Here is a 25,883-nt window from a genome sequence, read left to right as displayed (position 1 = left end):
TCAGCCCACCCTTTGCTGCTTGCCGAAGAGGCCCTGCGGACGGATCAGCAGGACGATGATGAGAATCGCCAGCGCGCTGGCGTAACGCATGTCGTTGGGGATGACGAGCGAGCTCATATCCGCGACGATGCCGATGATCAGGGAACCCACGAGGGCGCCGTTCGCGGTGCCCAGGCCGCCGAGGGTGACCGCCGCGAACATGAGCAGCAGCAAGGTGGCGCCGGTGTTCCATGAGATGCCGTTGAGGTAGACGCCCAGCAGCACGCCGGACAGGGCCGCCATGCCACAGGATAGAATCCAGACGATGCGCACCACCTGTTCCACGTTGATGCCGGAGGCGGAGGCCAGCGCGGCGTTGTCGGAGACGGCGCGGGTCGCGCGGCCGAGCCTGGTCCGGTAGAGGAACAGGGTCACGCCCACGATCACGATGATGGCGATGGCCGCCGAGATCAGCGTGGGCGCGTCCGTGGTGACCGGGCCGATGGTGAAGCTGGCCGGTATGGACTTGGTGATGCCCTTGATGTCGCCGCCGAAGAAGAACTGGAAGAGGTATTGCAGCGCCATGGACAGGCCGATGGTCACGATCATCTGCTGCATGGTGCCCACGCGCTTGCGGCGCAGCGGCGCCCAGACGAGCTCGTTCTGGATCCAACCGGTGAGCGCGCCGATCGCCACCGCGAAGACGGCGGCCGGGATCAGCGGCCAGTGGAGCACCTGCGTGCCCACGTACGCCATCAGGCCGCCGAGGGTGACCTGCTCGCCGTGGGAGAAGGAGCTCAGGCCGGTGGTGCCGTAGACGAGGTTCATGCCCACGCTCATCAGGCCCAGCATGAGGCCGAAGATGACGCCGGAGAACAACTGCTGCCAGATGCGTTTGCCGATGTTGGCGGTGGCGGACGAGCCGTTGGCGGTCTGGGCGGTGTCGGAGGAGGCGGATGAACCGGATTGCGCGCCGGAGGCTGTGGAACCGGAACCGGACTTGCCGGAGCCATTCGCGGAGGCGGCCACGGGCTTGTCGAAGCGGACCACCTGGCGGGCCTTGTCGAAGCTGTTCTTCTCGATCTCGACCGTGGCGGTGGCGGCCTTGAGGCCGTGCTCCTTGGCCACGGATTCGTCCATGGTCACGGTGTATTCGCCGTCCGCGGTCACGGAGAAGGCCCACTTGCCTTCGGCGTCGGTGGTGGCGGTGGCCTCCTCCTTGCCGGAAAGCTTCAGGGTCACGTTGGCGATGGGTTTCTTGTCCGCGTCCTGCAGGATGCCGTTGACGCATCCGTTCGTGGCGGTCGGGTTGCACGTGGGCACGGCTTCGGCCGCGAACGTGCGGCCGGGGGTGGCGATGCTCAGCGCCATCAATAGGGCGAAAACTGTGGTGAACAGCAACAATCCCAGTCGATGACGCCGTATGGAAATGTGTACGGCTGTCATATAACTGTCCTCTCTGGATTTGGTTTTCAACCTAGGAGGACAATCAGCGCGCACGGTTGCGCCCAAGTTTCCCTTGCGTTACCGGTCCGCCGGTTCGTTACAAGGAAATAACCATATTCCTTTTAGGCTCCCCTCTCTGAGGGGAGCTGTCAGCGAAGCTGACTGAGGGGAGCCAGAAACAAGGAATCAGTGCGCCAAACTACCGACGAGCCAGCCGAGCGACACGCAGATGACCGGCACTACGACGGTGGCCGCCAGATAGAACGCGGCCATGCCGAAATGCTTGTTGCGCGCCAGCGAGACCATCTCGTTGATGGCCGTGGAGAACGTGGAGAAACCGCCGAGGAAGCCGGTCACGAACAGCAGATACGTCGATTCGGGCACCACCTGATGTGCCCACGCGGCCGCGGCAAGGCCCGCGCAGAACGTGGCGATCACATTGATCACGAACGTGGAGAGCGGGAACATCCGGTTCCACCAGCGCTGGATGGAGGTGTTGAGTACGAATCGCGCGACCGCGCCGAGGCCGCCGCACATGCACACGAACAGGAACAGCATCAGTGGGCCTCCCCGGTGGTCGGGTCGCCGGTCAGCGGAATCTCGTCGGTGATGGGCGCGGGTTCGTAGGAGGGCGGGTTGATGTGGGCGATATGTCCGGGGGCGTCGCCGTCAGAGATGCCGGATCCGTCACCGTTCTCGCCGGCCGCAACGGCTCCGGCGGACCGGTCGTCGACGGGCATGGCCACCGTCTCCCCCGCCGTCACATGACGCCAAGTCTCCGGTTGCTGCTGACGCACCGCGACGATGGCGGCCTTGGCGGTTTTGCGGGCGGCCAGCGCCAGTCCGAGACGGGCGCCGAAATACGCCACGACCAGGCCCATGAGGAAGCTCACGAGCAGGTAGAACACGGCTCCTGCAATGAGGTCGCTCTGCATCGTGGTGAGTTCCTCGATGGCCAGCGCGGAGAGCGTGGAGAAGCCGCCGCACATGCCCATGCCGATGCCGCGCGAGGTGAGCTCACGCACGCGCTTGCGAATCCACGCCGCCTGAGACAGGTAGGAGGTCAGGCACGCGAAGATGAGGCAGGCCGCCATGTTCGCCGTGAACGTGGGCACATGGAAGGCATGCCAGAATCCCTCGGCCCCAGCGGTGGCGGGCAGGATGAAGCTCAGCCCGTAACGCATGGCGGTGCCCAGCGTGCCGCCGAGGAACACCACCAGATACAGCATGCCGTCGGCCAGCGGGTTGAAGCGGGCCTGGACACGCTTGATGGGCGCGAGCGGAATCTGCGGCGGTTTGGCCGCGGCGGCCGCGCCCTGCGGTTCAGGCGTGGATTGGGCGCGCACCTGGGCGGCGGAGATCTCCTGGGTGCTGGGTGAAGGCTCTTGAGACTCCATCATCGGACGGACCAGTCGAATCAGACGAACCGAATCGGCCGAATCAGTCGATCAGCGAGTGGACGGAGATGATGTGGTCGCGCTGCGGGCCGGTGCCGATGGCGGAGATGCGGCAGTTGCTGAGCTCCTCCAAACGCTTGACGTACGCCTGGCAGGTGGCCGGCAGCTCGTCGAAGCTGTGGCAGTTGGAGATGTCCTCGCTCCAGCCGGGCATGGTCTCGTAGATGGGCTTGGCGGCGGCGAAGGCGGCCTGGTCGGTGGGCATGTCGTCGTAACGCTCGCCGTCCACGTCGTAGGCCACACAGATCGGAATCTCCTCAAGACCGGTGAGCACGTCGAGCTTGGTGAGCACGATGTCCGTCAGGCCGTTGACCTGGGAGGCGTAACGGTTCACGACGGCGTCGAACCAGCCGCAGCGACGCGGACGGCCGGTGGTCACGCCGAACTCGTGCCCCTGGGTGCGCAGCCACTCGCCGGATTCGTCGAACAGCTCGGTGGGGAACGGGCCCTCGCCCACGCGGGTCACGTACGCCTTGGAGACGCCAATCACGCGGGTGATCTTGGTGGGGCCCACGCCGGTGCCGGTGCAGGCGCCGCCGGCGGTCGGGTTGGAGGAGGTGACGAACGGGTAGGTGCCGTGGTCCACGTCGAGCATGGTGGCCTGGGCACCCTCGAACAGGACGGTCTTGCCCTCGTCCAGCGCCTTGTTGAGGATCAGGCCGGTGTTGGCCACGTACGGCTTGAGGCGTTCGCCGAGCTTCAACAGCTCTTCGGTGGTCTGGTCCACGTCGATCGGGCGACGGTTGTACAGCTTGACGAGCATCTGGTTCTTCTGGTGGAGGCTGGCCTCGACCTTGTCGTGCAGGTGCTGCTCGTTGAACAGGTCGTGCACGCGGATGCCCACGCGGTTGATCTTGTCGGCGTAGGCCGGGCCGATGCCGCGGCCGGTGGTGCCGATCTTGTGCTTGCCGAGGAATCGCTCGGTGACCTTGTCCAGCGTGCGGTGGTAGGGCGCGATGATGTGCGCGGCCTCGCTCACCAGCAGGTGGGAGCAGTCGATGCCGCGGGCTTCGAGGCCGTCGATCTCCTGGAAGAGCACTTCGGGATCGACCACCACGCCGTTGCCGATCACGGGGGTCAGGTGCGGGTTGATGATGCCGGAGGGCAGCAGGTGCAGGGCGTACGATTCGTCGCCCACCACCACGCTATGGCCGGCGTTGTTGCCGCCGTTGAAGCGGGCCACGTAATCGACCTTGGTGCCGATCAGATCGGTCGCCTTGCCTTTACCTTCATCGCCCCACTGAGCGCCGATAAGAACAATTCCAGGCATGATAGCCTCCCCGCTAGTACGATTCCGCCGGGGACTAGAGTACCGTAAACCCTCTACCCGCGGAAGGCCTCATCTCATCAAGGATGAGTCATACGCAACAGCCCGGTCACCGGAAGCCGGTCCTGTTTTTCGGCTCCCCTCGTTGAGGGGAGCTGTCGAGCATAACGAGACTGCGGGAAGTTTCACACAGCCCGCCGCTACTTGAGCGCCTTGCCCGCGGAACCGAGCTGCCGGCAGGCCTCCACCACGCGCTCGGACATGCCGTCCTCGGCCTTGCGACCCCAGGAGCGCGGGTCGTAGAACTTCTTCTCGCCCACCTCGCCGTCGATCTTCAAGACCTTGTCGTAGTTCTCGAACACGTGGTCCGCGATCGGGCGGGTGAAGGCGTACTGGGTGTCGGTGTCGATGTTCATCTTGACCACGCCATAGCGCACGGCCTCGGCGATCTCCTCCGGCGTGGAGCCGGAACCGCCGTGGAAGACCAGCTCGAACGGCTTGCCGTTGGGGAAGTCCACCATGCCGGCGGCGCTGGGCAGCTCGCCGTCCACCACGGCCTGGGCCACGCGGGCCTGGATCTCGCCGAGCAGGGCCGGGCGCAGCTTGACCACGCCGGGCTTGTACGCGCCATGCACGTTGCCGAACGTGAAGGCGGCCATGTACCGGCCGCGCTCCCCCAGACCCAGTCGGCGGGCCACCTCCAGGCCGTCGGCGGGCGTGGAGTACAGCTTCTCGTTGATTTCGGCGGAGTGGCCGTCCTCCTCGCCACCGACCGCGCCGATCTCGATCTCCAGAATGGTGTGGGCCTTCTGCGACTTGTCCAGCAGCTCCTCGGCGATGTCGAGGTTCTCCTTGAGCGGCACGGTGGAGCCGTCCCACATGTGCGACTGGAACGTGGGCTCCTGGCCGCGGGCCACCTGCTCGGCCTCGTGGGCCAGCAGCGGGCGCACCCATTCGTCCAGGTACTGCTTGGCGCAGTGGTCGGTGTGCAGGGCCACGGTGATGTTCGGGTACTTCGCGGCCACCTCGTGCGCGAAGGCCGCGAGCGCCAGCGAGCCGGTGACGCGGTCGTTCACGCCCATGCCGGACACGTATGCCGCGCCGCCCACGGAGATCTGGATGATGCCGTCCGATTCGGCGTCGGCGAAGCCCTTCAGCGCGGCGTTCAGCGTCTGGGAGCTGGTCACGTTGATGGCAGGGTAGGCATATCCGCCGCGGCGTGCGGCGTCGAGCATTTCGGCATAGCGTTCCGGTGTTGCGATCGTCATGGCTTCATTATCGCTCGGGGCCTGCCCGCTGCCCGCGCCGGACGGGCCGGTGCGGACGTGACCTAGCTCACCCGTTACCGTAAAATCACCGCAGGTTCACCGCACCAGGAACACCATGATGATGATCATCGCAAAACCGGCCAGATCGGTGGGCGTGAACACGGCCCCCGCGAACAGCACGCCGGAGATGGTTGCGGTGACCGGCTCGCTGGTGCCGAGCATGGTGGCGCGCATGGCCCCGCACTTCTGCGTGCCGGCCAGGAACAGCCAGAAGGCGCCGAACGTGCCGCCGATCACCGTGAACGCCATGAGCGCCACACCCACCCAGTCCAGCGCGGGCGCGGTGGCCCATGGCTTGACGAATGGCAGGAGCAGGATGCCGGAGATCATGAACATGATGCCGTTGACCGTGAAGTTGCCCCATTGGGCCATCAGCGCGATGGGCAGGATGGTCATCATCGACGTGCCCACCGCGTCTGTGAGACCCCATAGGAGGCCGGGCAGCGGCAGGCTGAGCTGGGTCAGGTCGCCTCCGGTGGCGATGAGCACGGTGCCCACGAACGCGAGCGCCACACCCACGCTCTCCCGTTTGCCGGGAAGCCTGCGCCCCATGACGCACACGAACGCCAGCACCACCAGCAGGTTGAGCGTCTGCAGCACGGTGGCGGTGCCCGAATTGGTCCAGTCGATGGCCTTGAGGTAGGAGACCTGCACCATGAGCACGCAGGTGACGGCGCAGACCAGCAATCTGGGGTACGAGCCGCGGTCCTTGAGCGCACCCGTGAGCTTGTCCGGCGTGAACAGGCCCGAGCAGACCAGGAAGATCACGCCGGCGAGCAGTTCGCGCACGCATGCGATCCACAGCGGGTCCGCATGGTAGGAGCCCATGAGGATTTTGGAGACGGTGGCGTTGACGCCCCACAGCACGCCGCCGGCAAGCGCGAGCCCGCCGCCGACGAGGATGTCCCGCGGCGTGCGTTCGAAGCTGGGAGTGGGCCTGCCGTTCGCGGTTTCGCCTGGTTCGGTGACGCCTAGTTCGGCGACGTCTGATTCGGTGACGTCCGCGGGCCGTTCGGTGGTTTTGGAAGTACACATCGCGCATCACGATACGCGCAGGATGAGAATGGAGCGGACAACGGGAGTCGAACCCGCCTCTAAAGCTTGGGAAGCTTTCATTCTACCGATGAACTATGTCCGCGAATCGGTCGGCTGCGGCCGGGGCCGCAACGTCACGAACAGCTATCGTATCACGCCGTGTGACGCTACCGCAGCACGCGGGTGGAGTACGTGGGCGCGGCAACCGGCGTGCCGTTCATCTCCCGCGCCATTTCCATGAGGCGGGCGATGCGCTGGTCGGTCGGCGGATGGGTGGAGAAGAGCTTGGAGAACCCGGCCGCGGAGAACGGGTTGGCGATCATCATGGCGGAGACGGACTGGGTGCCGGCGGTCTTGCGCATCGGCGTGGTCTGGGCGCCGTAGGAGATCTTGTTGAGCGCGGAGGCGAGAGCCTCGGGGTCGCCGGTCAGGAGGCTGCCGTCCTCGTCGGCGTCGTATTCACGGGTGCGGGAGATGGCCATCTGGATGAGGGATGCGGCGATCGGCGCCAGGATCACGCTGAGCAGCACGCCGACCAGGCCGAGCCCGCCGGAGCCGCCGTCGCGGTCGTCGCGCGAATTGCCGCCGCCGATGTACATGAGCGAGTAGCCGAGGTAGGTGATCACGGTGGCCATGGCGGAGGCGATGGCGGAGGTCAGGATGTCGTGATTGTAGACGTGCATGAGTTCGTGGCCCAGTACGCCGCGCAGTTCGCGGGCGTTGAGGATCTGCAGGATACCCTGGGTGCAGCACACGGCGGCGTGGCGTTCGTTGCGGCCTGTGGCGAAGGCGTTGGGGCTCATGGTGGGGGCGATGTAGATGCGCGGCATCGGCTTGCCCGCCTTGGCGCTCAGCTCGCGCACGATCTGGTAGATCTCGGGGGCCTCGGCCTCGGAGACCTCGCGTGCGCCCATGGAGGCGATGGCGAGTTTGTCCGAGAACCAGTAGGAGAAGAACGTGGTGGCCAGGCCGATGACGATGTAGATGCCGAGCGTCTGCCGGGTGCCGCCGGTGGCCCACCAGATCAGCATGATGACGGCCCACATCAGGGCGAACAGCAGCGTCGTCTTCAGGCCGTTGAAATGGCCATGCACCCGTACTTTGGCATCCATGAGGCCCAGCCTAAGGACGCAGCCTGAATGATTGCTGGATATGCGCGGGATGTCCGGACGTGTCAGGCGGCCATCACGGAGCCGTGGATCTGGTCCAAGAGGGTGATGAGTTCGGTGAGCAGGTTGTATTCGCCCGAGGCGTCCGTCATCACCGCGAGCACGTAGTCGCCGGAGGAGGAGCGGACGATGCCGGCGTCGTTGAGCGCGTACAGGCCGCCCTCGCCACCGATCCACCCGGCCTTGGTGTAGACGGAATACTGCCCGCCCAGCGCCATGTTGATGCTGGAGTTGAGCGTATTGGTGTATTCGGAGGAGAGCCATGTGCGGGCCTCGTCCGAGCCGGGTTCGCCGGAGGTCTCGTCCGAGAACAGGTAGCCGTAACCCTGGGTCCACATGCGCGCCATGTCGATGGCGGACAGGTCCAGATACTCGCCGGCCGTCACGTCCGTGGTCACGCCGATGACGTCGAGCCATTGGGTGAGGGGCGTGGACTGGTACGTCTCGTACAGGCTGGTGTAGGCGGTGTTGTCGGAGACGGTGATGGTCTGTTCGATGAGCTGCTGGGTCCAGTAGTTCGCGTCATTCGAAGCCTGATAGACGCCGTCGAGGTCGATGGTGCCGGTGGCCGCGAGCGAGAGCACGTACGGGCCCTTGATGGCGGAGGCTGAATAGCGGATGGCGTCGCCGTAGGAGGAGAGCGCCGCGCCGGTGGCGGTGTCCACCAGCACGAACGAGGCGGAGTAGCCGTAGGAGGCGAAGATGTTGAGCTCCTGCTCGAGCTGGAGTTGCAGGTCAGTGCCGAGCACGAACCCGGATGCGGAGATCTGGGCCGAACCGTCGAGGCCGCTGATGCCTTTGAGCGCGGTCTGCGTGGGTGTGAGGCTGGCGGCCGCACTGGCCTGCCGCTTGCCGGTGGTCGCGGTGCCGGACGAGGCGGCGGCCGATGAGGAGGCCTCCGACTGCGAGGACTGGCCCTCCACCGAGGCCACGGCCGATTCGGCGAGCGCCGTAGCACCGCTCAGCGGACCGTTGGCGCCGAATACGAAGAGTCCGGCCAGGCCGGAGGCGCACAGGGCGGCCACCGCGATGCGACGGCGACGTGCACGCATGCTCTCGCGCCACAACGGCAGGGTGCGGCCATGCTCCTCCCCCGCGTCGCGCCCAGATCCATGTCGGGCACGCCATGCCGACCGACGCCGTGCGGATTTGCGTTCCCCGGGCTGGTTCGTTCGCTGCATCATGCCGCTCCTTGGCGCTGGTTTGGTGGTCTGGTCATCGGTTTTCGCCGCGCCACAGCCTATGACTCCATGCTGACCGCACGGTGTCGACCGACTGGGAATTCCCGGAAAACCGTTGACGGAACAGGGACGCGCCGCAGCGCAAATGCGGCTCCCGCCGGGACCTTGTCATGAAGAGCCGTTTTCCAGGAAATACGCAAGGCAACAGTAGAGCCGAGATGGTCCGGCTCCCCTCCCTGAGGGGAGCTGTCGCTGAAAGCGACTGAGGGGAGCACCACGGGAATCACCCGCCAGCCTCCCCTCAGTCTCACTTCGTTCGACAGCTCCCCTCAGCGAGGGGAGCCGGAATCAGCCGCGCCATCAGGCTCGGCAACAACTTTTGCCCTCAATATCAGGCGTGGGCGAGCTCGCGCATCTGGGCGGGCTCGATGACCTTCTTGTGCTCGCGGCCTTCCTTGGCGCCCTCGGCGCGTTCGAAGGCGTCCACCTTCTTCCAGCCGGCGAAGTCGATGGGCTTGACGCCGCGCTCGGCCAGCAGGCGGTCGATGGATTCGGGGTCGCGGTCGGCGGCCACGCGACCGCCCTCGGCGGCCTTGGCCAGGTCCTCAAGCATGTTGGTCACAATGGCCAGGGCGTCGGACTTGGTGGAGCCGATCAGGCCCACCGGGCCGCGCTTGGCCCAACCGGTGGCGTAGAGGCGTTCGCGCACCTCGCCGCCTTCGGCTTCGGTGGTGATACGGCCGTCGCCGTTGGCGTTGGCCAGGTGGGCGCCATGCTCGTCGTAGGCGATGCCGGGGGCCTCGGCCGGCTTGTAGCCGATGGCGTGGTAGACGGCCTCGACCGGGTAGTCGGTGAACTCGCCGGTGCGGTGCATCTTGCCGTCGGCGCCGGTCTCGGTGCGTTCCACGCGGATGGCGGTCACCTTGCCGTCCTCGCCGAGCACCTCGGTGGGCGCGGAGTTGAAGTGGATGTAGTACTTGCGGTCGGCCGGGTTGCCTTCGAAGTCCACATCGCCGTCGTCTTCCATGTCCTCGGCCATCTCGCGGATGGCGAACAACTCCTCGACCATCTGGCGGGTGAGCTTGTCCTTGCCGGCCACCTCGATGGTCTCGTCGTCAAGGTCGAAGTCGTCCTCGTTGATGATGAGCTGCACGCCGGGCAGCTTCTCCATCTCGCGCAGCTCCTGCACGCTGAACTTGGCCTGGGCCACGCCGCGGCGGATGAACAGGTGCAGCACCTTGGCCTTGTTGTTCTGGATACCCTCGTAGACGTTGTCCGGGATGTCGGTCTTGGCCTTGAGGTCGTCCGCGTTGCGCATGAGCTCGCGGGCCACGTCCATGGCCACGTTGCCGCCGCCGATCACGGCCACGTTCTCGGCGGTCAGCGGCCATTCGCGGGCGCCGGTGGGGTAGCCGTCGTACCATTCGACGAACTTGGCGGCGCCGTACACGCCGTCCAGGCCGGCGCCGGGCAGGCCGAGCGGCTTGTCCTTGACCGCGCCGGTGGCGAAGAGCACGGCGTCGTAACGGGCGAGGAGGTCCTCGAGGGTCACGTCCTTGCCGAACTCCACGTCGCAGTAGAGATGGATGTCCGGGTTGTCGAGGGTCTTCTCGAGCGCGGAGGCGATGAACTTGATGGAGGGGTGGTCGGGGGCCACGCCGTAGCGCACCAGGCCGAACGGCACGGGCAGCTTCTCGAACAGGTCGATGCGGGCTTCGGTGCCGAGGCCCAGCTCCTCGCCCAGCTTCTTGAGCTGGCGCAGGAAGATATCGGAGGAGTAGACACCGGCCGGGCCGGCGCCGATCACGGCAATGCGGAGTTCAGTATTCGAAGATTCAGTCACGCGCTCTAGCCTAACGCAAGCCGCCGAATCGGGGAAGGGTGATTTCCGGTGCGATATCGGCGGCTTTGACGGTGTCAGCCGCACCCGGCCCCGCCTCGAATCGCGAATCACGCTACTGTCAGATTATGGTTTTTCCTAATGCAGGATTACGGGGATTTCTAATGTAGGATTATGGTAATCACTACTGCATGATTATGAGGGAAGACGATGATGATTCCACGACTGCTCGGAAAACAAGCCAAACAGCTGGCGCAATGGTTCCCCGTGATCTCCATCACCGGCCCGCGGCAAAGCGGCAAATCCACTCTGGCCAAGGCCATGTTCCCGGACTACGACTATGTGAATCTGGAGAACCCAGGGACGCGCAAGGCCGCCATCGATGACCCGGTGGGGTTCATTCGGCAGCGTCCGTCCAAATTGATCGTGGATGAGGCACAGTACGCCCCTGATCTGTTTTCCATGATTCAGGTGACGTCCGACGAGCGCGGCGGACAGGGGCAGTACGTGCTGTCCGGCTCGCAGAATTTCCTGCTGCTCAAGCGCATCCGACAGTCGTTGGCCGGCAGGGTCGGCCTGGTCAAGCTGCTCCCGTTCTCATATCAGGAAGCGGTTCAAGCCGATCAGACACTTACGCCGGATGCGTTCATGCTGCAAGGCGGATACCCGCGTATTTATGACACCGGGATGCCGCTTGCCGTGTTCTTCTCGAACTACATCGACACCTATATCGAACGCGATGTCTCCGAATATCTCGACGTACGTAATTTGGCGGATTTCCGCCGATTCCTGACCCTGTGCGCACTGAGTTCCGGCGCGCTGGTGAATTACACGAACATCGCCAACGAGCTTGGCGTGAGCCCACGGACCGTGAAGGCGTGGATGTCCATTCTGGAATCAAGCTATCTGGCGTTCCACCTCATGCCGTTCTACACCAATGCCCGCAAGCAGGTGGTCAAGACGCCGAAGCTCTATTTCTACGACACCGGTCTGCTGTGCCATCTCCTTGGCATTCGTACGGTCGAGGCGCTGATCGCCCATCCGAAGTTCGGCGACATCTTCGAGAACCTCATCATCGCCGAAACCATGAAACAGCATCTGAACGCCGGGAGGGACCCCCAACTGTTCTTCTACCGCGACGCCAGCAAGGTCGAGGTGGATCTGCTGGACTTCACCGACCCGAACAACCGTCTGATGATCGAAATCAAATCCGGGCAGACCTACCACGACCGGTTCGCCCGGCACCTGACCTTGATCGGCGACGTACTCGACGTGCCACAAAAACAGCAGTACGTGGTCAGCCGGGTCGAGCAAAGCTACGTATCGCAAGGCATCCATGTCACCACAGCCGCCGATTGGCTGACCGGCAAGCAACGGGACGGCGCATCGGCCCAATGACGAGGTGATTATCGAGAGCTCGTCAATGGTATTGCCGGACCGTTTCAGGCCAGACGGATGCGGTTGCGGCCGGGAACGAGGCTTTCGACGGGGCCGGGCGTTGGATGTTCGCCGCGCGGGGCGCCGGTGAGGTCCATATCGACGGCGAGCGCGGTGCCGTCCGGGTTCTCGTAGGGTTCGGTGACGATACGCGGAGTGCCCAGCAGCTCGGTGCCCACCGTCACGGTCGGCAGGCCGAGCATGGCCGGGTCCACGTCCACGTCCAGCCAGACCGAGCCGTCCGCTTCGGCGACCACGCGGGCCTGTGCCTTGGCGGCCAGACGATTGGCCTCCGCGACGCCACCGGGCCCGACCGGCTCGGCGGACGGGACACCCGCATCCGCACCGGTCGCGCCGGCACCGGCCTCGGCCACGTACTTGTGCTCCTCGCGGTCGAATGAGGGGGCCACCTGACCGTCGCCGCCGCGCAGGTAGGCGTTGCCGTCGATGTACATCGGCTGCGGCACCTGCTCGAACATCTCCACGTCACCCGGGTCGTTGACGTGCACGCGATCCATGTATTCGGCCTCGGAGACCGGCGAGCCGTCCGCGTACGCGGTGCCGCGATGCGTGACCGCACTGAACTCCGGGCCGCCCACGAACACGTTCTGGTAGAAGCGGTCGTCGCCGCCGTACACGCAGGCGTATCCGGCCACGGCGGTGGAATGCGGCAGGTGGTAGGGAGTGGAGCGGTTGAGCACCTTGCGCGGCTGCACGGTGCCGCAGAACAGGTTGTGCACGAACGCGCTGCCCTGCGCCACGTTGTCCATGGCGTAGAACGAGCCGAATACGTTGTTGTCGAACAGGCAGGGGCCGGAGGTGACCTCGATCATGAAGTCGCGCCAGTTGTCGTGGTAGATGTTGCGGGTCACGCGGGTGCCCTGCAGCTCCCAGTCCAGCCAGGTTCCCAGCGTGCAGTCGTGGATGTGGTTGTGCCGGATGACCGTGTCGATGGCGGCGTGGAACTTGATGCCCGCGATCTCATGGCCGAAGAACTCGCGCTTGGTGGCGATGTGGTGGATGTGGTTGTCCTCGATGAGGCTGAACGCGCAGCCCATGTGGCCCATGATGCCGTTCTGGCCGCAGTCGTGGATGTGGTTGCGGCGCACGATGTGCCCGCCGACCGTCTCGCGTGACCAGCCCTGGCGGATGGCGCGGAACACCACCTCCTGCTGAATCTGGTAGCCGGGCTTGCGGCCGAAGCGGGACGCCTCGTTGTCGCCGGTCACGCCGTCCTTGCCCAGGCTCACGCCGGAGCAGCGGGCGTCGTGGATGTCGTTGTCCTCGATGGTCCAGCCCTTCGACCAGTGCGTGCCGATGAGCCCCTTCTGGTCGCCGGTGGGCGGGGCCCAACCGCAGGCGGCCTGCGCCAGCTCGAAGCCGCGCACGGTGATGTAGTCGCGGCCCGGAAGCTCCGGGTAGAAGCACGTCTCGCGCACGTTGATTTCGGTCAGGTGCCCGTTCGGGTCGACGTCATGGAAGTTGGCCCAGATCTCCGTGACGTCGTCGCCCACCTCGGCATGCCACTGCCAGACGGTCTTGGACGGGTCGTCGATGGGTTCGGTCACGGACACCCAATCCGGCCCGTAGCCGAACGTACGCGGCTCGGCGGCGGCGACCGCCTCCACGCTGGGCGCCTCGTACATCGAGCGGCCGTCCAGGTACACCTCGCCCAGGCTCATCGTCCAGTCGCTCGGACGCTCCAGCCAGTCACCGCGGAGCGGCTTGGCGAACGGGTTGAACCCACCGAACACCGTGTTCGGCACGCTCACATGCCACACACCCGGCTTGCCGTCCACCGGCTCCCAGCCCGAGACGACCTCGGAGCCCTTGATAGTCGCGTGCTCGCCGGGGGCCACGGCGTAGGTGATGCGTGTGAATTCGTTGAGTCCTCCCAGGGCCGGGCTCACCTGCTCGCGGTAGACGCCCTCGTGCACCAACACGGTGTCGCCGGGGCGGGCCACGGCCGCTGCGGCCGATATCGTGGCGAACGGCGTGGCCTCACCGCCGTCCTGTACCGCGGCGCCGACCGCCGAGGCCGAAACATGAAGTGTGCGCTGAGTCATGTCAGCATTCCTTTCGGATTGAAAAAGCTTGGAAAAGGGCGCGTTGGCCCGGACCCTCCCCATGAACGGGGTCGGGGCCTACGCGCCCGGGGTTTGCGATCTACTTGCTGAATCCGGCGGTCAGGCCGGCGACCATCTGCTTGCGGCCGATGATGTAGGCGGTCAGGATCGGAATCACCGAGACCACCACGGCGGCGAGGATGCCGGGGATATCCACGGTGAACTGGCCCTGGAACGCCCACAGGCTCAGGGTGATCACACGGTTCGAGGAGCTTTGGGTCAGGATCAGGGGGAAGAGGAACCCGTTCCAGACCTGCAGCGCGTCGTAGATGGAGACGGTGATGATGGCCGGCTTGATCATCGGGATGGCGAGCCGCCACATGATCTTCCATTCGGTGGCGCCGTCCACCTCCATCGCCTCGAACAGCGACTGCGGGATGTCGCGCAGGAAGTTGCACAGGATCATGACGGTGATCGGGATGGCGAAGCCCACCGAGGGCAGGATGATGGCCCAGAGCGTGTCGTACAGGCCCATCTGGATGATCAGGTAATACACCGGGATGATGGTGGCCTGCATCGGGATGGCCAGGCCCGTGATGATCACCTTGTAGATGGCGCGGGCGCCGGCGTCGGCGCGGCGGGTGATGGCGTACGCGGCCATCACGGTGACCAGCAGGATCAGCGCCACGGTCACGATGGTGACGAACAGCGTGTTGCCGATGTACAGCAGGAAATCGTTGGCGAACACGCGGCCGTACGCGGCGAACGTGAAGTGCTCGGGTAGGGAGAGCGGGTTTTGGGAGTAGATCTCGCTCTGGTCGCGCAGGGACGTGACCACGATGTAGTAGATCGGGATGACGATGAGGGCGAACCAGAACCAGCCGAGGAATCCGCCGACGATGTTGTATTGCTTGTTCTTGATGCGAATCATGATTGATCAGGCGCCTTCCATCTGGCTTTCCATCTTGTCCGAACCGGACAGCTTGTTGAGGATCAGCGACACCGCGATGCCGAGGGCGAGAATGATCACGCCCACCACGGATGCGCCGCCCATGTCGTAGCTCTTGAAGCCCTTGAGGTACATGTCGAGCGGCAGGATGCGGGTGGCGTTGCCGGGGCCGCCGCCGGTCATCACGTACACCAGATCGAAGTAGGTCAGCGAGCCGACGATCATCAGCGTGGAATCGGTGGCGAAGGTGTACTTGAGCTGCGGCAGGGTGATGGAGAAGAACTGGCGGATCGGGCCGGCGCCGTCGATGGTGGCGGCCTCGTACATGGTCTGCGGGATCTGGCGGACGGCGCCCTGGTAGAGCAGCGAGTGCAGCGGGATGAAGCACCAGGAGACCACGAAGATCACGGTCCACAGGGCGGTCTTCGGGTCGCCAAGCCAGTTGTGGGCCAGCCAGCCGATGCCGAACGCCTTGCCCACGCCGAAGTTCGGGTCCAGAAGGTTCTTCCAGGTGATGGCCACGGCGGTGGAGCTGAACAGCAGCGGCAGGAAGTAGAAGACGGCGAGGAACGCGCGGTACTTCTGCGTGCCGGCCATGAAGGTGCCGAGCAGGATGCAGATCGGGGTCTGGACGGCCCAGCTCACGATGGTCAGGATGATGGTGAGTTTGAAGGCGTTCATGACCAGCGGGTCGGAGAACATGCGCGCCCAGTTGCCCAGGCCGTTGAAGGTGATGGCGCCCAGGCCGTCCCAGTTCATGAAGGACAGCACGAGCACGCCGACCAGTGGGATGAGGGCGAAGATGCCGAAGAAGATGAGGGCCGGGGCCGTGTACCACAGGGACGGGCCCTTGTGGAGCTTGCCGGACTTGGTGGATTTGGCCGCGGTTTTGGCGGATTTGTTGGATGAAACGGCCGCGCGGGCGGGCTTGGGCTGTGCGACGGCCTTGGAAACGAATGACATGATGTCCTCTCTTGTCACTGGGCTCCCCCGCTGCGGTGCGGGGAGGAAGCCATAGGTGCCGGCGGGCGGGGCCCGGAACGTGGGCGGAAGCGGAGACGGGAATCGATGCGCATCGATCGTCCCCGTTCCGCGCCCCGGCCGCCGGCGGCAGTCGGATTTACAGGGTCTTGTTCATCGCATCCGCGAACTGCTGCGGGGTGATCTGCTTGAGGAAGACCTGCTCGAGGTTGTTGAGCAGCGCCTGGCCCTGGTCGGCGGGCAGGGCCACGTCGAGGGAGAGCTGGTAGTTGGAGGCGTTCTTCACGGAGTCGTAGACGTAGGTGAGGAAGCCGGTGCCGTCATCGGCGGACTTGACCTTGTCCTCGATGCCCTTGACCGGGGGCACGCCGCCGCTGGAGAGCAGGCCGTCCACGATGCCGTCGGAGTAGGTGTTCTCCTTGAGGTACTTGATGGCGGTCTGCTGGGATTCCTTGCCCGCGGAGGCGGCCACGGACCAGTAGTTGGCGAGGTTGCCGGTGAGCATGGACGGGTCGCCCTTGCCGCCTTCGACGGCCGGGAAGGCCGCGTAGCCGAGGTCGTTCTTGGCGAAGTCCGCGTTGATGGTGCCGAAGTCGGCATACACCCAGGAGCCCATGAGGTCGAAGCCGGCCTGGCCGTTGGCGAGCAGGGCGGTGTCCTTCTTGTCGTCGGCGGACATGGACTGGTAGCTGTCGCCGAACGCGCCGGCGTCCACGAGGTCCTGGATCTTGGTCATGGCCTCGATGACGGCCGGGTCGGACCAGGCGTCCTTCTTGCCGTCGAGGATGTTCTGCATCACGTCCGGGCCGCCGATGCGGTCGATGAGGTAGGCGGCCCACATCAGGTAGGGCCACTTGCTGCCGCCGGCCAGGGCGATCGGGGTCTTGCCGGCGTCCTTGAGCTTGGCCACGTCGTCGAGCAGTTCGTCCCAGGTCTGCGGGGCGTCGGAGATGCCGGCCTCCTTGAGCACGGCCTTGTTGGTCCACAGGATGGCGGGCTGGACCTGGCCCACGGGCACGGCCACGAGCTTGTCGTCGCGGTAGCCTTCGGCGGCCACGGAGTCGAGCACCTTCTCCTTGACCACGGAGTCCAGATCGGAAGTGAGGTCGATGATGTTCTTGTTGGTCCAATAGTCGGTGACCGGGGAGCCGCCCCAGCTCAGGACGAGGGTGGGCGCGTTGCCGGAGCCGATGGCGGTGCGGATCTTCTCCTTGTAGGAGTCGTTGGCGAAGGACTCGTTCTTGATCTGCGCGTCCGGATTGGCCTTGTTCCAGTCCTCGAAGGTCTGCTGGACGGAGGCCCACGTGCTGTCCGTGAGGCTCCATACGGTGGCGTTCGCGCCGGTGGCCTTGGCGGAGCCGCCGCCCGGCTGCGCGCCGCATGCCGCGACCGACAGCAGGGTGGCGCCGGCCGCCACTGCGGCCATGAGCCTGATCGCCTTCGTCTTCAATGTGCCTTTCATCTGTTCCTCCTCGAACTTTGGCTGCGTCAACAACGACTTGGCTTGATTGGTGTGGATGGTGTTGGTTTCCACGGCTGTTCGTTCAACCGATGGCTTAACTATATCCTGAGTGAGTACTCAGTTCAAATAGATTTCGGCGTGTCTCAGTCAAGTTGAGGAGCGCCGGCGTGAATGTTAAGGCAAACATAAGGATGATTTTGCACAAAATGCTGATTTTTCAACGGTTTTTGCTTATTCCTCAGAGCGATTATGCTGCCCATATCATGGCATGACCACACAAACGAAACACGGGTGCTGTGGCGAATTCACTAGGAATCGCCACAGCACCCGTGTGCTTTCGTATATTTAACTGAGTCTTTACTCAGTTGCTTTTCAGGCCGCCGAATCAGGGATCACCCGGTCGATGTACCGCTTCCAAAGCCCAACCAAATCAAGGGTTCTTCCGCTCCTGAGCCAACGGAACTGCAGGCCGTCCATGGCAGCAAGGGCCTCGATGGCCACGGCCGTGGGGTTGTCAACCTTGTCCCGTTTAGCGGCCTGTCGGTATTCGTTGAGCACCCACTGCTCGCGGTCCTGGAAGTACTTCCACGCCGGATGGTCCTCGCTCAGGGACTCCCCCTGCAGCACCATGTACAGGCGCACGATCTCCGGACGTTCCATGTTCATGCGGCAGGTGGCCATGGTGAGATCCTTGAGACCCACGGGGAACGGGTCGCCCTCCAGCTTCTCCAGCCCGAGGCTCTCGCACAGCATCATGCGATCGGCTTCATCGCGGTGTTTGAGCACCGCGATGAGCAATTCGTCCTTGGATTTGAAGTGGTAGAGCACGCCGCCTTCGGTGATGCCGCATTCGTTGGCCACGTCGCGCAGGGTGAAGCCGTGGAAGCCGTATTCGCCGATGAGCAGCGTGGCGGCGTCGATGATTTGCAGCAGTCGCTCCTGCGTGGGGATGCGCTGGTATTTGTTGCCGGTCTGCTTGCGAGGCATGACGTGCTCCTTCATTGGCGGTGTCGCATGGGTCCTGTACTGAACTATAGTCAAGTTCAGTTCATGACACACCTATCGTGACTCCTTCAGTCGCGGTCGAGAACGGCGGTGAGGGCCCAGAGGATGCTCACCACGTCGATGGCCTCCTGCAGGAAGGCGCCGACCACCACCGGAATGAGGTTGAAGGCGGCGGCCACCATGCCGATCACGGCGAGCGCCAGTCCCGCGATCACGGCCTGGAGCATCACGCGCTTGGTGCGGCGGGCGATGGCGATGGCGCGCGGCACGGCGGCGATGTCGTCGTTCATGATGACCACCTGCGCGCTTTCGGATGCGGCGGTGGAGGTGCCGTCCGTGATGGCCACGCCGAGGTCCGCCACGGCGAGCACCGGGGCGTCGTTCACACCGTCGCCCACCATCATCGTGACCGGACGGGCGGCCCTGCGATGGCGATGGCTCCCCGCGGCGGCACCGTCGCGCGCTGCGTCCGCCCGATCGCCGCGGATCCGCGTTCCGGCACCCGGTGCCCCTGCGGTCGCGGCCTTGACGGCGGCCACCTTGTCTTCCGGGAACAGCTCGGCGTGCACCTCGTCGATGCCGACCTCGCGGGCGATGATCTCAGCCGAGGCGCGCTTGTCCCCGGTGAGCATCGTGAGCTTGGAGACGCCAAGCCCGTGCAACGCGGCGAGCGCCGCCTTGGCGTTGGCGCGCGGCACGTCGCGCAGCACGATGCGGGCGATCAGACGACCGTCCACGGACACGTAGGACGCCATCTCATCCGGTTCCAGCATCCCGAACCGCGTGCGGGCGTCATTCATGACGCGCTCCGCCGTCAGGAACCCATCATCGCGAGCCGCCGCGAATGACAGCCTGCCCACACGCACCATATGTCCGTTGACCTCGCCGGATACGCCCTTGCCGGCCTCCTCCTCAACATGGCGGACCACCGGATAGTCGCGGCCATGACCGGGCCAGCTGGCCTCCGGCTCCGGGCATGCGCGCTGCCCGGCCGCGAATCGCGCACGCAACCGGCCCATCGCCTCGGCACCGGCCTTGGCGATGCCTTTGGACAGGATATGCACCGAATAGCCCTCGACCACGCCAGCCATCATGAGTACATGGTCCTCATTGAGCCGGGTCTCAACACCCGGCAGCATCTCCACGCGCACCACCTGCGGCTGCTTGACGGTGAGCGTGCCGGTCTTGTCGAAGAACACCTGCGTGACCCGGCCGAGGTTCTCCAGCACGTCCTGCGTTTTGATGAGCACGCCGTTCTTGGCCAATCGGCCGGTGCCGGCCACGTAGGCCACGGGTGCAGCGATGAGCAGCGGACAGGGCGTGGCCAGCACCAGCACCTGCGCGAATCGCGTCGGGATGCCGGAGACGGCCCAAGCCACGCCGGCGATGACCAGCGCAAGGATGGTGAACGGCACGGCCAGCCGGTCGGCGGTTTTGACCACGGCCGGACGCGATTCCTGCGCGGCGGTCACGAGCTGGAGAATGCGCTGGTACTGCGAGTCGGCGGCGGCCTGCGTGGCACGCATGGTCAGGGTGGTGGAGCCGTTCACCGCGCCGGACATCACGCGGGCACCGGCGAACACCTCGCGCGGCACCGGTTCGCCGTTGATGGCGCTCAGGTCCAGCGTGGCCGTGCCAGAGAGCAGCTCGCCGTCCACCGGCACGGTCTCGCCCGGCAGAACCATCAGCACGTCGCCCGGCTGCACCTCGCTCACCGGGACCGTGGTGAAGCGCTGTGCGGCGGACGATGCCGCGGCGGATCGCATGGCGGTTTTCGCCTTGTCGATGGCCGGGTCGCAGGCTTCGGGGTCACGGCCGGTGATGACGCAGGCGGGGGATGACGCAGCGGTAGCCGTTGCGGTTGCGCCGGGCAGGCTCCCCTCAGTCGGCTTTGCCGACAGCTCCCCTCGGAGAGGGGAGCCGAGATTACCCGTGGAGGTGCGACGGAAACCGTCAACGGGAGCGGGAACGGCACCGCCCTTGCGGGCATTGTTAGCGTTACCGGTGGCGTCGCGGCCCACGCCGGGCAGCGTGACCACGTGCGCGGTCTGCGGGGCTGCCTTGACCAGGGCGGTCAGGCTGTGTTCGGCCTTGTTCTGCGCGTATTCCTCGATGGCCTCGCCGGATGTGATCATCAGCGTCACGGCCCAGCTGGCCCAGTATTCGTGGACGGCCACGGTGGACAGCATCGCCATCACGGCCAGCAGGTCGACGCCCACCTGGCCGTGGCGCAGGTCGTCGATCATGCCGCGCACGGTATCGGCCACGATGACCAGCACCAGTACGATGACCAGCCACTGGCCCACGCCGGGGTCGCCGAGGATGGGAATCGCAATCGGGGAGGTCACAGACGCGCCGGACGAACCGGGCTGGCCAGCGACGACGGCATCCCACGGCCGCCAGTCGCCCAGTAAGGCCAGCGGAATCGAGGCGAGTACCACCACGGGCAGCATGGGCACCAGACGGCAGACGCGCACGGCCGCGGCGAACAATCGTCGGAAGAATCGGATGAGACCACTCATCATTGCTCCTTACACTCGTATACGGGGCCGTTTCCGGGCGGTGCGGGGTATGCGTATGCGTGGCCCGGCCGGAATCGGCACTGTGGTCACGCCTTGTTAACCCACCGGCGTCTGTGCCGGGCAGCGGACCATTGTCAAGCCCAAGCTGCTCCCGCGCGACCTTCCGATACACGGCGTAAAGAATGGCTCTGTCAAAACCGCCCCTATTCTCGGCTCCCCTTGTCAGGGGAGCTGTCGGCAAAGCCGACTGAGGGGTAGTTCAATCGGATTCATGTCGATCTCGGTTGGACAAAGCCTCAAGTATTCAGTTATCGCAAGTTCGTTGCACCTGCCATGGTGCCCGAGACGCCGGACTTTCGACGCGCAGACGCAAAAGGACCGTGGGGGTCAGGCCCTCCACGGTCCTTTGGTTGTCCGGCATGGCGCTCAGCGTTGGCCGCCCAGCGTCATGCGACGTCTGGGTTTACCAGAGGCCGAACGGGTCGGAGAAGCCGCCGCCGTCACCGGTGCCGCCGTCGCTGTTGCCGTCGGAGCCGTTGCCGTAGCCGTTGTTGCCGTTGCCGTTCTGGTTGTTCTGGTTGTTGTTATTGTTCTGGCTGTTGCCGTTCGAGTTGGAGCTGGACGAACCGTTCACGGACGATTCCTCCTGATCCAGCGTGACGTCCACGTCCATGGTCTTGCCGTTGCGCACGATGGTGAGGGTCACCTTATCGCCGAGGGCGGCGGCGCGGACGTAGCCGAGCAGGGAGTAGTTGTTGTTCACGGCGTTGCCGTTGAAGGCCACGATCGTGTCGTCGGCCTTGAGACCGGCCTTGTCGGCCGGACCGCCGGAGACGACCGCGGAACCGCCGGTGGACGGGGTGGTGATCTTGGCGCCGCCGCGGGTCACGCCGTCCGCCTCGACGGTGGCGGAGGAGATGGTCACGCCGAGGGCGACGTGCTTGACCTTGCCGTCCTTGATGATCTCGTTGGCCACGCGCTTGACCAGGTTGGACGGGATGGCGAAGCCGATGCCGATGGAGCCGGCGGAGTCGGAGGAGGTGGCGGTGGAGGCGATGGACGAGTTGATGCCGATCACCTGGCCGGCCGCGTTGAAGGTCGGGCCGCCGGAGTTGCCGGGGTTGATGGCGGCGTCGATCTGCACGGCGTTGGTCACGATCTCGTTGTTGTTGTCGTCGGTCACGGTCACCGGGCGGTTGAGGGCGGAGACGATGCCGGTGGTGGCGGTGTCGTCGTAGCCGAGCGGGTTGCCGATGGCCATCACGTTCTCACCCACCGCAAGCTTGTCGGAATCAGCGAACTCAACGGCCTTGAGGTCGCTCGGCGGGTTGTCGAGCTTGATGACGGCCAGATCGGTGGTGGTGTCGGTGCCGACGAGGGTGGCGCTGTAGATGTTGCCGTTGGCGAGCGTCACCTGGATCTGCTGTGCACCGGAGATCACGTGGTTGTTGGTCACGATGTGGCCCTCGGTGTCGAGGATGGCGCCGGAGCCCTTGGCCGTGCCGTTGGAGAGCGTGGTCTGGATGGAGACCACGGAGTTGGACACGTCGGAGGCCACGGAGGTCCAGTCGACGGCCTCGCCGCTCTTGGCGGTGGCCGTGCCGGAGCCGGACTTATTCGAGGTGATGCTGGACAGCGAGCTGGTGCTGGGCACGGAGACCCAGCCGTTGGTGATGGCCGCGAAGCCGAGGCCGAGGCACAGGGCCGCGGCGACCACGGCCGCGATGACGGCGGTGAGCACGTAGCCGAACGTCTTGGAGACGGGCTTGCCGACACCGGGCTGACCGGGCTGACCCGGCAACGGGCCGTTGCCGTTCGGGGTGCCGGGTGTGCCGTTGCCCACGAACATGCCGCCCTGGGCCGGGTTCGTGAACGGGTTGCCGTTGTTGGCGGGGTTCTGGCCGTTCTGCGGACCGTTGGCGGGGTTGGAGCCGGCCGGTGCGAACGGGTTGCCGTTGCCGGTGGGCTGCGGGTTGTTGGTGAAGTACGGGTTGCGGTTGCCCGACTGGCCCTGGGGGGCCTGGTTCTGCGCGGCGGGGGCGCCGAACGGGTAGTTGTTGGCGTTCGGGGTGCCGGCCGGCTGGTTCTGGGTGGGCACCGGGCCGTAGGCGCCGTATTCCGGGGCCGGACGGTAGAGCGGGGCCGTGGGAGCGGTCTGGGATGCCTGAGCGGCGGAATCGTGCGGCAGCGCGGTGGTCGGCGTTGACGGGGCGCTGGAAACCACGGTGTTCTCGCCCTTGGCGGAGGCGTAGTCCGGAATCGGCTCGGTGACGGCGGTCTGTTCGGTCTGCGGCTGGGCAGACGCCTCGTTGGCGGCGGGGGCTGCCTGCTCCCCGGCCGGGGCCTGCGCGGCCTCATTGGTATTGCTGCTCTGCGGGGTCTGGTCGACGCCCTGCGGGTTGAATTCGTCAGCCATTGCTGCTCCTTTGTCTACATTCCAATCACGTTCATCGGCGCGCGGCTGCGGATCGTTCACTGCCGGAATCCGTTGGGCTGCGCGCCTCTCGTTCGCTACCTCTGTAGTAAAGGCAGTCAATCTGGAGGTTTTCTGAACGTTGGTTGGGAGTCTATGAGTAATCATCGCAGAGTCTGATGAGCATCCCGCTTATGAGGGGCCGATTCGGGATTTTCCGGAGATCCACCTGCGCCACGAAGGGCTGCCCCACCCTTGCCAAAAAGCCTTATAAGGGCTTGAAACGGCGGATTTCGGGTTGGTTGAGGAGAAGCGAATCCCCTCGCAACGCGGATGGATGTTCCGAACACCACTCAACCGCCCTTCGTAACTCGGAAAGCCCGAACATCTTCACATTTTCTGGCCCTTCTGCCTAAAGTGAAACGTATGAGCGAACCTACAGCGACAGGCCTTCTTGACCATCCGCGCGGCGCGGAAGCCGGCAAGCCCGGCGATCGCAGCGCCTTCCATTTCGAGACCATCACCCGTCTGCCCTCCTCGGCCGAGGGACTGGGCCGCGACGGCGCCCGGTACGGCCGCACCGGCATCATCCACACGCCCCACGGCGATATCAAGACCCCCGCATTCGTGCCGGTGGGCACGCAGGCCGCCATGAAGGCCGTGCTGCCCGAGCAGATGAAGGATCTGGGCGCGCAGTGCCTGCTCGCCAACGCCTTCCACCTGTTCGAGCGCCCCGGCGAGGACGTACTGGACGCCGCCGGCGGTCTCGCGCGCTTCATGAACTGGGACGGTCCGACCTTCACCGATTCGGGCGGCTTCCAGGTGATGTCGCTGGGCGTGGGCTTCAAGAAGACGCTGGCGATGGACGTGACCGGCATGAAGTCGGACGACATCATCGCCAAGGGCAAGGAACGCATGGCCTGGGTGGACGAGGACGGCGTGACGTTCAAGTCGCCACTGAACGGCGACGAGCACCGCTTCTCCGCCGAGATCTCGATGGGCATCCAGCACAAGCTCGGCGCGGACATCATGTTCGCGTTCGACGAGCTCACCACGCTGATGAACACGCGCTCCTACCAGGAGGATTCGGTGGAGCGCACCTTCCGCTGGGCCAAGCGCTGCGTGGCCGAGCACGAGCGGCTGACCGCCGAACGACTGGGCAAGCCGTACCAGGCGCTGTACGGCGTGGTGCAGGGCGCGAACTACGAGGACCTGCGCCGTCACGCGGCCGAACAGATCGCCTCGCTGGACTTCGACGGCGTGGGCATCGGCGGCGCCATCGAGAAGCGCATCATCGGCAACACATGCGCGTGGATCTGCGACGCGATGCCGGAGAGCCGCCCGCGCCACGTGCTCGGCATCGCCTCCGTGGACGACATCTTCGCATGCGTGGAGAACGGCGGCGACACGTTCGACTGCGTGGCCCCCGCCCGCTGCGCCCGCAACGGCGCCATCTACACACGCGCCGGCCGGTACAACATCAAGCGCGCGCAGCACAAGTTCGATTTCGGGCCGCTCGAGGAGGGCTGCGACTGCTACACCTGCCAGCACTATTCGCGCGCGTATGTGGATCATCTGCTGCGCGCCCGCGAGTTCAACGGGTTCACGCTGGCCACCATCCACAACGAGCACTTCTTCGTGAAGCTGCTGAACGACATCCGCGCCTCCATCGACGGCGGCTACTTCGACGAGTTCCGCGACGAAACGCTGACCCGCTTCTACGGCAACGGCGAGCGCAAGCCGGGGCTGTGATCCTGTAAGCGGCCGCGTATGGCGGCATCGGATTCGACTGATGACTCCCCTCATCCTGCATGCGGCCGGCTGAGGGGAGTCTTCGTATGTTCTCCGCAATATGACCGCATCGCACAAGACGGTCAGACTGCAGCATTCCGGACATGTGTTAGCGATGCCTTGGAAATACTGGGATTCCGGCGCGACACGCCGAGGATTGTACAATCCGCGATGAGGGTGTAAGTTAGTCGATTGTCTGCGAGTGTGGCGGAATGGTAGACGCGCTGTCTTCAGGTGGCAGTGAGTGTATGCTCGTGGGGGTTCAACTCCCCCCACTCGCACCAGCAAGAAAGGGCTGGAACCGAAAGGTTCCAGCCCTTTTGCTTTATCAAACAGATAAGTCGGGGCTATAGGAACTAAACGTGGTGTTTTAGATTCCGGTTTCTAGTTGGTTTGGCTCCATTCGACGTGGGCGCGGAAGTCGTTCCGGGCTATAGGAACCAAACGTGGTGTTTTAGACCGGTCAGAATGGTCGGGTCTTCGCGTGACGGGGGCGGTGTTCGTCGATTTTATGGGTCTCGCTGACGCCGATGATCGCATCGCATAGGGCGCGGG

Annotated in this window: 17 protein-coding genes, 2 tRNA genes and 2 pseudogenes; 3 read left to right on the top strand and 18 right to left on the bottom strand. The window is 65.1% G+C overall.

Annotated elements, in window-relative coordinates:
• The 10 genes from KIH81_RS04190 to KIH81_RS04145 form a co-directional block, all read right to left on the bottom strand.
• Positions 1-1,425, bottom strand: coding sequence for an ABC transporter permease subunit (locus KIH81_RS04190; RefSeq protein ID WP_214304216.1), 1,425 nt, complete (start codon positions 1,423-1,425; stop codon positions 1-3).
• Positions 1,426-1,611: 186 nt separating this feature from the next.
• A complete protein-coding gene (locus KIH81_RS04185; RefSeq protein WP_236029288.1) occupies positions 1,612-1,980 on the bottom strand; it encodes a fluoride efflux transporter FluC in 369 nt (122 codons plus the stop codon).
• A 2-nt stretch (positions 1,981-1,982) separates the two neighbouring features.
• Positions 1,983-2,825, bottom strand: coding sequence for a fluoride efflux transporter FluC (locus tag KIH81_RS04180; protein ID WP_214304214.1), 843 nt, complete (start codon positions 2,823-2,825; stop codon positions 1,983-1,985).
• 40 nt (positions 2,826-2,865) lie between these two features.
• Positions 2,866-4,152, bottom strand: a complete 1,287-nt coding sequence (locus tag KIH81_RS04175) for an adenylosuccinate synthase (RefSeq protein ID WP_214304213.1) — start codon at positions 4,150-4,152, stop codon at positions 2,866-2,868.
• Between the two features lie 197 nt (positions 4,153-4,349).
• Positions 4,350-5,417, bottom strand: a complete 1,068-nt coding sequence (gene fbaA, locus KIH81_RS04170; RefSeq protein WP_214304212.1) for a class II fructose-bisphosphate aldolase — start codon at positions 5,415-5,417, stop codon at positions 4,350-4,352.
• Positions 5,418-5,513: 96 nt separating this feature from the next.
• On the bottom strand, positions 5,514-6,512 hold the full coding sequence (locus tag KIH81_RS04165; protein WP_214304211.1) for a DMT family transporter: 999 nt from the start codon (positions 6,510-6,512) through the stop codon (positions 5,514-5,516).
• Positions 6,513-6,541: 29 nt separating this feature from the next.
• Positions 6,542-6,615 (bottom strand) — tRNA-Gly (locus KIH81_RS04160).
• Between the two features lie 64 nt (positions 6,616-6,679).
• Positions 6,680-7,624 carry a zinc metalloprotease HtpX gene (gene htpX / locus KIH81_RS04155; protein ID WP_214304210.1) on the bottom strand — a complete coding sequence of 315 codons (945 nt, stop codon included), beginning with the start codon at positions 7,622-7,624 and terminating at the stop codon, positions 6,680-6,682.
• 62 nt (positions 7,625-7,686) lie between these two features.
• Entirely contained in the window at positions 7,687-8,865 is a 1,179-nt protein-coding gene (locus tag KIH81_RS04150) for a serine hydrolase (protein WP_214304209.1), read from the bottom strand.
• 388 nt (positions 8,866-9,253) lie between these two features.
• The gene (locus tag KIH81_RS04145; protein ID WP_214304208.1) at positions 9,254-10,705 is read right to left on the bottom strand and encodes an FAD-dependent oxidoreductase; all 1,452 of its coding nucleotides are present in this window, start codon (positions 10,703-10,705) and stop codon (positions 9,254-9,256) included.
• Positions 10,706-10,912: 207 nt separating this feature from the next.
• Between KIH81_RS04145 and KIH81_RS04140 the strand changes: the two genes are divergently transcribed.
• The gene (locus tag KIH81_RS04140) at positions 10,913-12,100 is read left to right on the top strand and encodes an ATP-binding protein (RefSeq protein ID WP_214304207.1); all 1,188 of its coding nucleotides are present in this window, start codon (positions 10,913-10,915) and stop codon (positions 12,098-12,100) included.
• A 44-nt stretch (positions 12,101-12,144) separates the two neighbouring features.
• Here KIH81_RS04140 and KIH81_RS04135 read toward each other — a convergent pair whose 3' ends face one another.
• The 8 genes and pseudogenes from KIH81_RS04135 to KIH81_RS04105 all read right to left on the bottom strand — a co-directional run bounded on the left by KIH81_RS04135 (position 12,145) and on the right by KIH81_RS04105 (position 23,540).
• Positions 12,145-14,205, bottom strand: coding sequence for a right-handed parallel beta-helix repeat-containing protein (locus KIH81_RS04135; protein ID WP_214304206.1), 2,061 nt, complete (start codon positions 14,203-14,205; stop codon positions 12,145-12,147).
• Positions 14,206-14,305: 100 nt separating this feature from the next.
• Positions 14,306-15,136 carry a carbohydrate ABC transporter permease gene (locus KIH81_RS04130; RefSeq protein WP_214304205.1) on the bottom strand — a complete coding sequence of 277 codons (831 nt, stop codon included), beginning with the start codon at positions 15,134-15,136 and terminating at the stop codon, positions 14,306-14,308.
• Positions 15,137-15,142: 6 nt separating this feature from the next.
• A complete protein-coding gene (locus KIH81_RS04125) occupies positions 15,143-16,117 on the bottom strand; it encodes a carbohydrate ABC transporter permease (protein WP_214304204.1) in 975 nt (324 codons plus the stop codon).
• A gap of 157 nt (positions 16,118-16,274) precedes the next feature.
• Positions 16,275-17,669 carry an ABC transporter substrate-binding protein gene (locus tag KIH81_RS04120; RefSeq protein ID WP_109055984.1) on the bottom strand — a complete coding sequence of 465 codons (1,395 nt, stop codon included), beginning with the start codon at positions 17,667-17,669 and terminating at the stop codon, positions 16,275-16,277.
• Between the two features lie 300 nt (positions 17,670-17,969).
• Entirely contained in the window at positions 17,970-18,584 is a 615-nt protein-coding gene (locus tag KIH81_RS04115) for a TetR/AcrR family transcriptional regulator (RefSeq protein WP_214304203.1), read from the bottom strand.
• A gap of 86 nt (positions 18,585-18,670) precedes the next feature.
• A pseudogene (locus tag KIH81_RS04110) lies at positions 18,671-20,326 on the bottom strand (heavy metal translocating P-type ATPase); the annotation flags it as partial.
• Between the two features lie 210 nt (positions 20,327-20,536).
• Positions 20,537-21,124, bottom strand: a pseudogene (locus tag KIH81_RS12340) (hypothetical protein); the annotation flags it as partial.
• A 463-nt stretch (positions 21,125-21,587) separates the two neighbouring features.
• Complete coding sequence (locus KIH81_RS04105) at positions 21,588-23,540, bottom strand: S1C family serine protease (protein WP_214304201.1); 1,953 nt, start codon at positions 23,538-23,540, stop codon at positions 21,588-21,590.
• A 423-nt stretch (positions 23,541-23,963) separates the two neighbouring features.
• Between KIH81_RS04105 and tgt the strand changes: the two genes are divergently transcribed.
• Both tgt and KIH81_RS04095 read left to right on the top strand, forming a co-directional pair.
• The gene (tgt, locus tag KIH81_RS04100) at positions 23,964-25,289 is read left to right on the top strand and encodes a tRNA guanosine(34) transglycosylase Tgt (protein ID WP_214304200.1); all 1,326 of its coding nucleotides are present in this window, start codon (positions 23,964-23,966) and stop codon (positions 25,287-25,289) included.
• Positions 25,290-25,526: 237 nt separating this feature from the next.
• Positions 25,527-25,612: transfer RNA gene (locus tag KIH81_RS04095), tRNA-Leu, on the top strand.
• Positions 25,613-25,883: the final 271 nt, after the last annotated feature.

It is taken from the genome of Bifidobacterium miconisargentati (assembly GCF_019331675.1).
Lineage (GTDB): Bacteria > Actinomycetota > Actinomycetes > Actinomycetales > Bifidobacteriaceae > Bifidobacterium > Bifidobacterium miconisargentati.
This window is presented reverse-complemented; position numbering and strand designations above follow the sequence as displayed.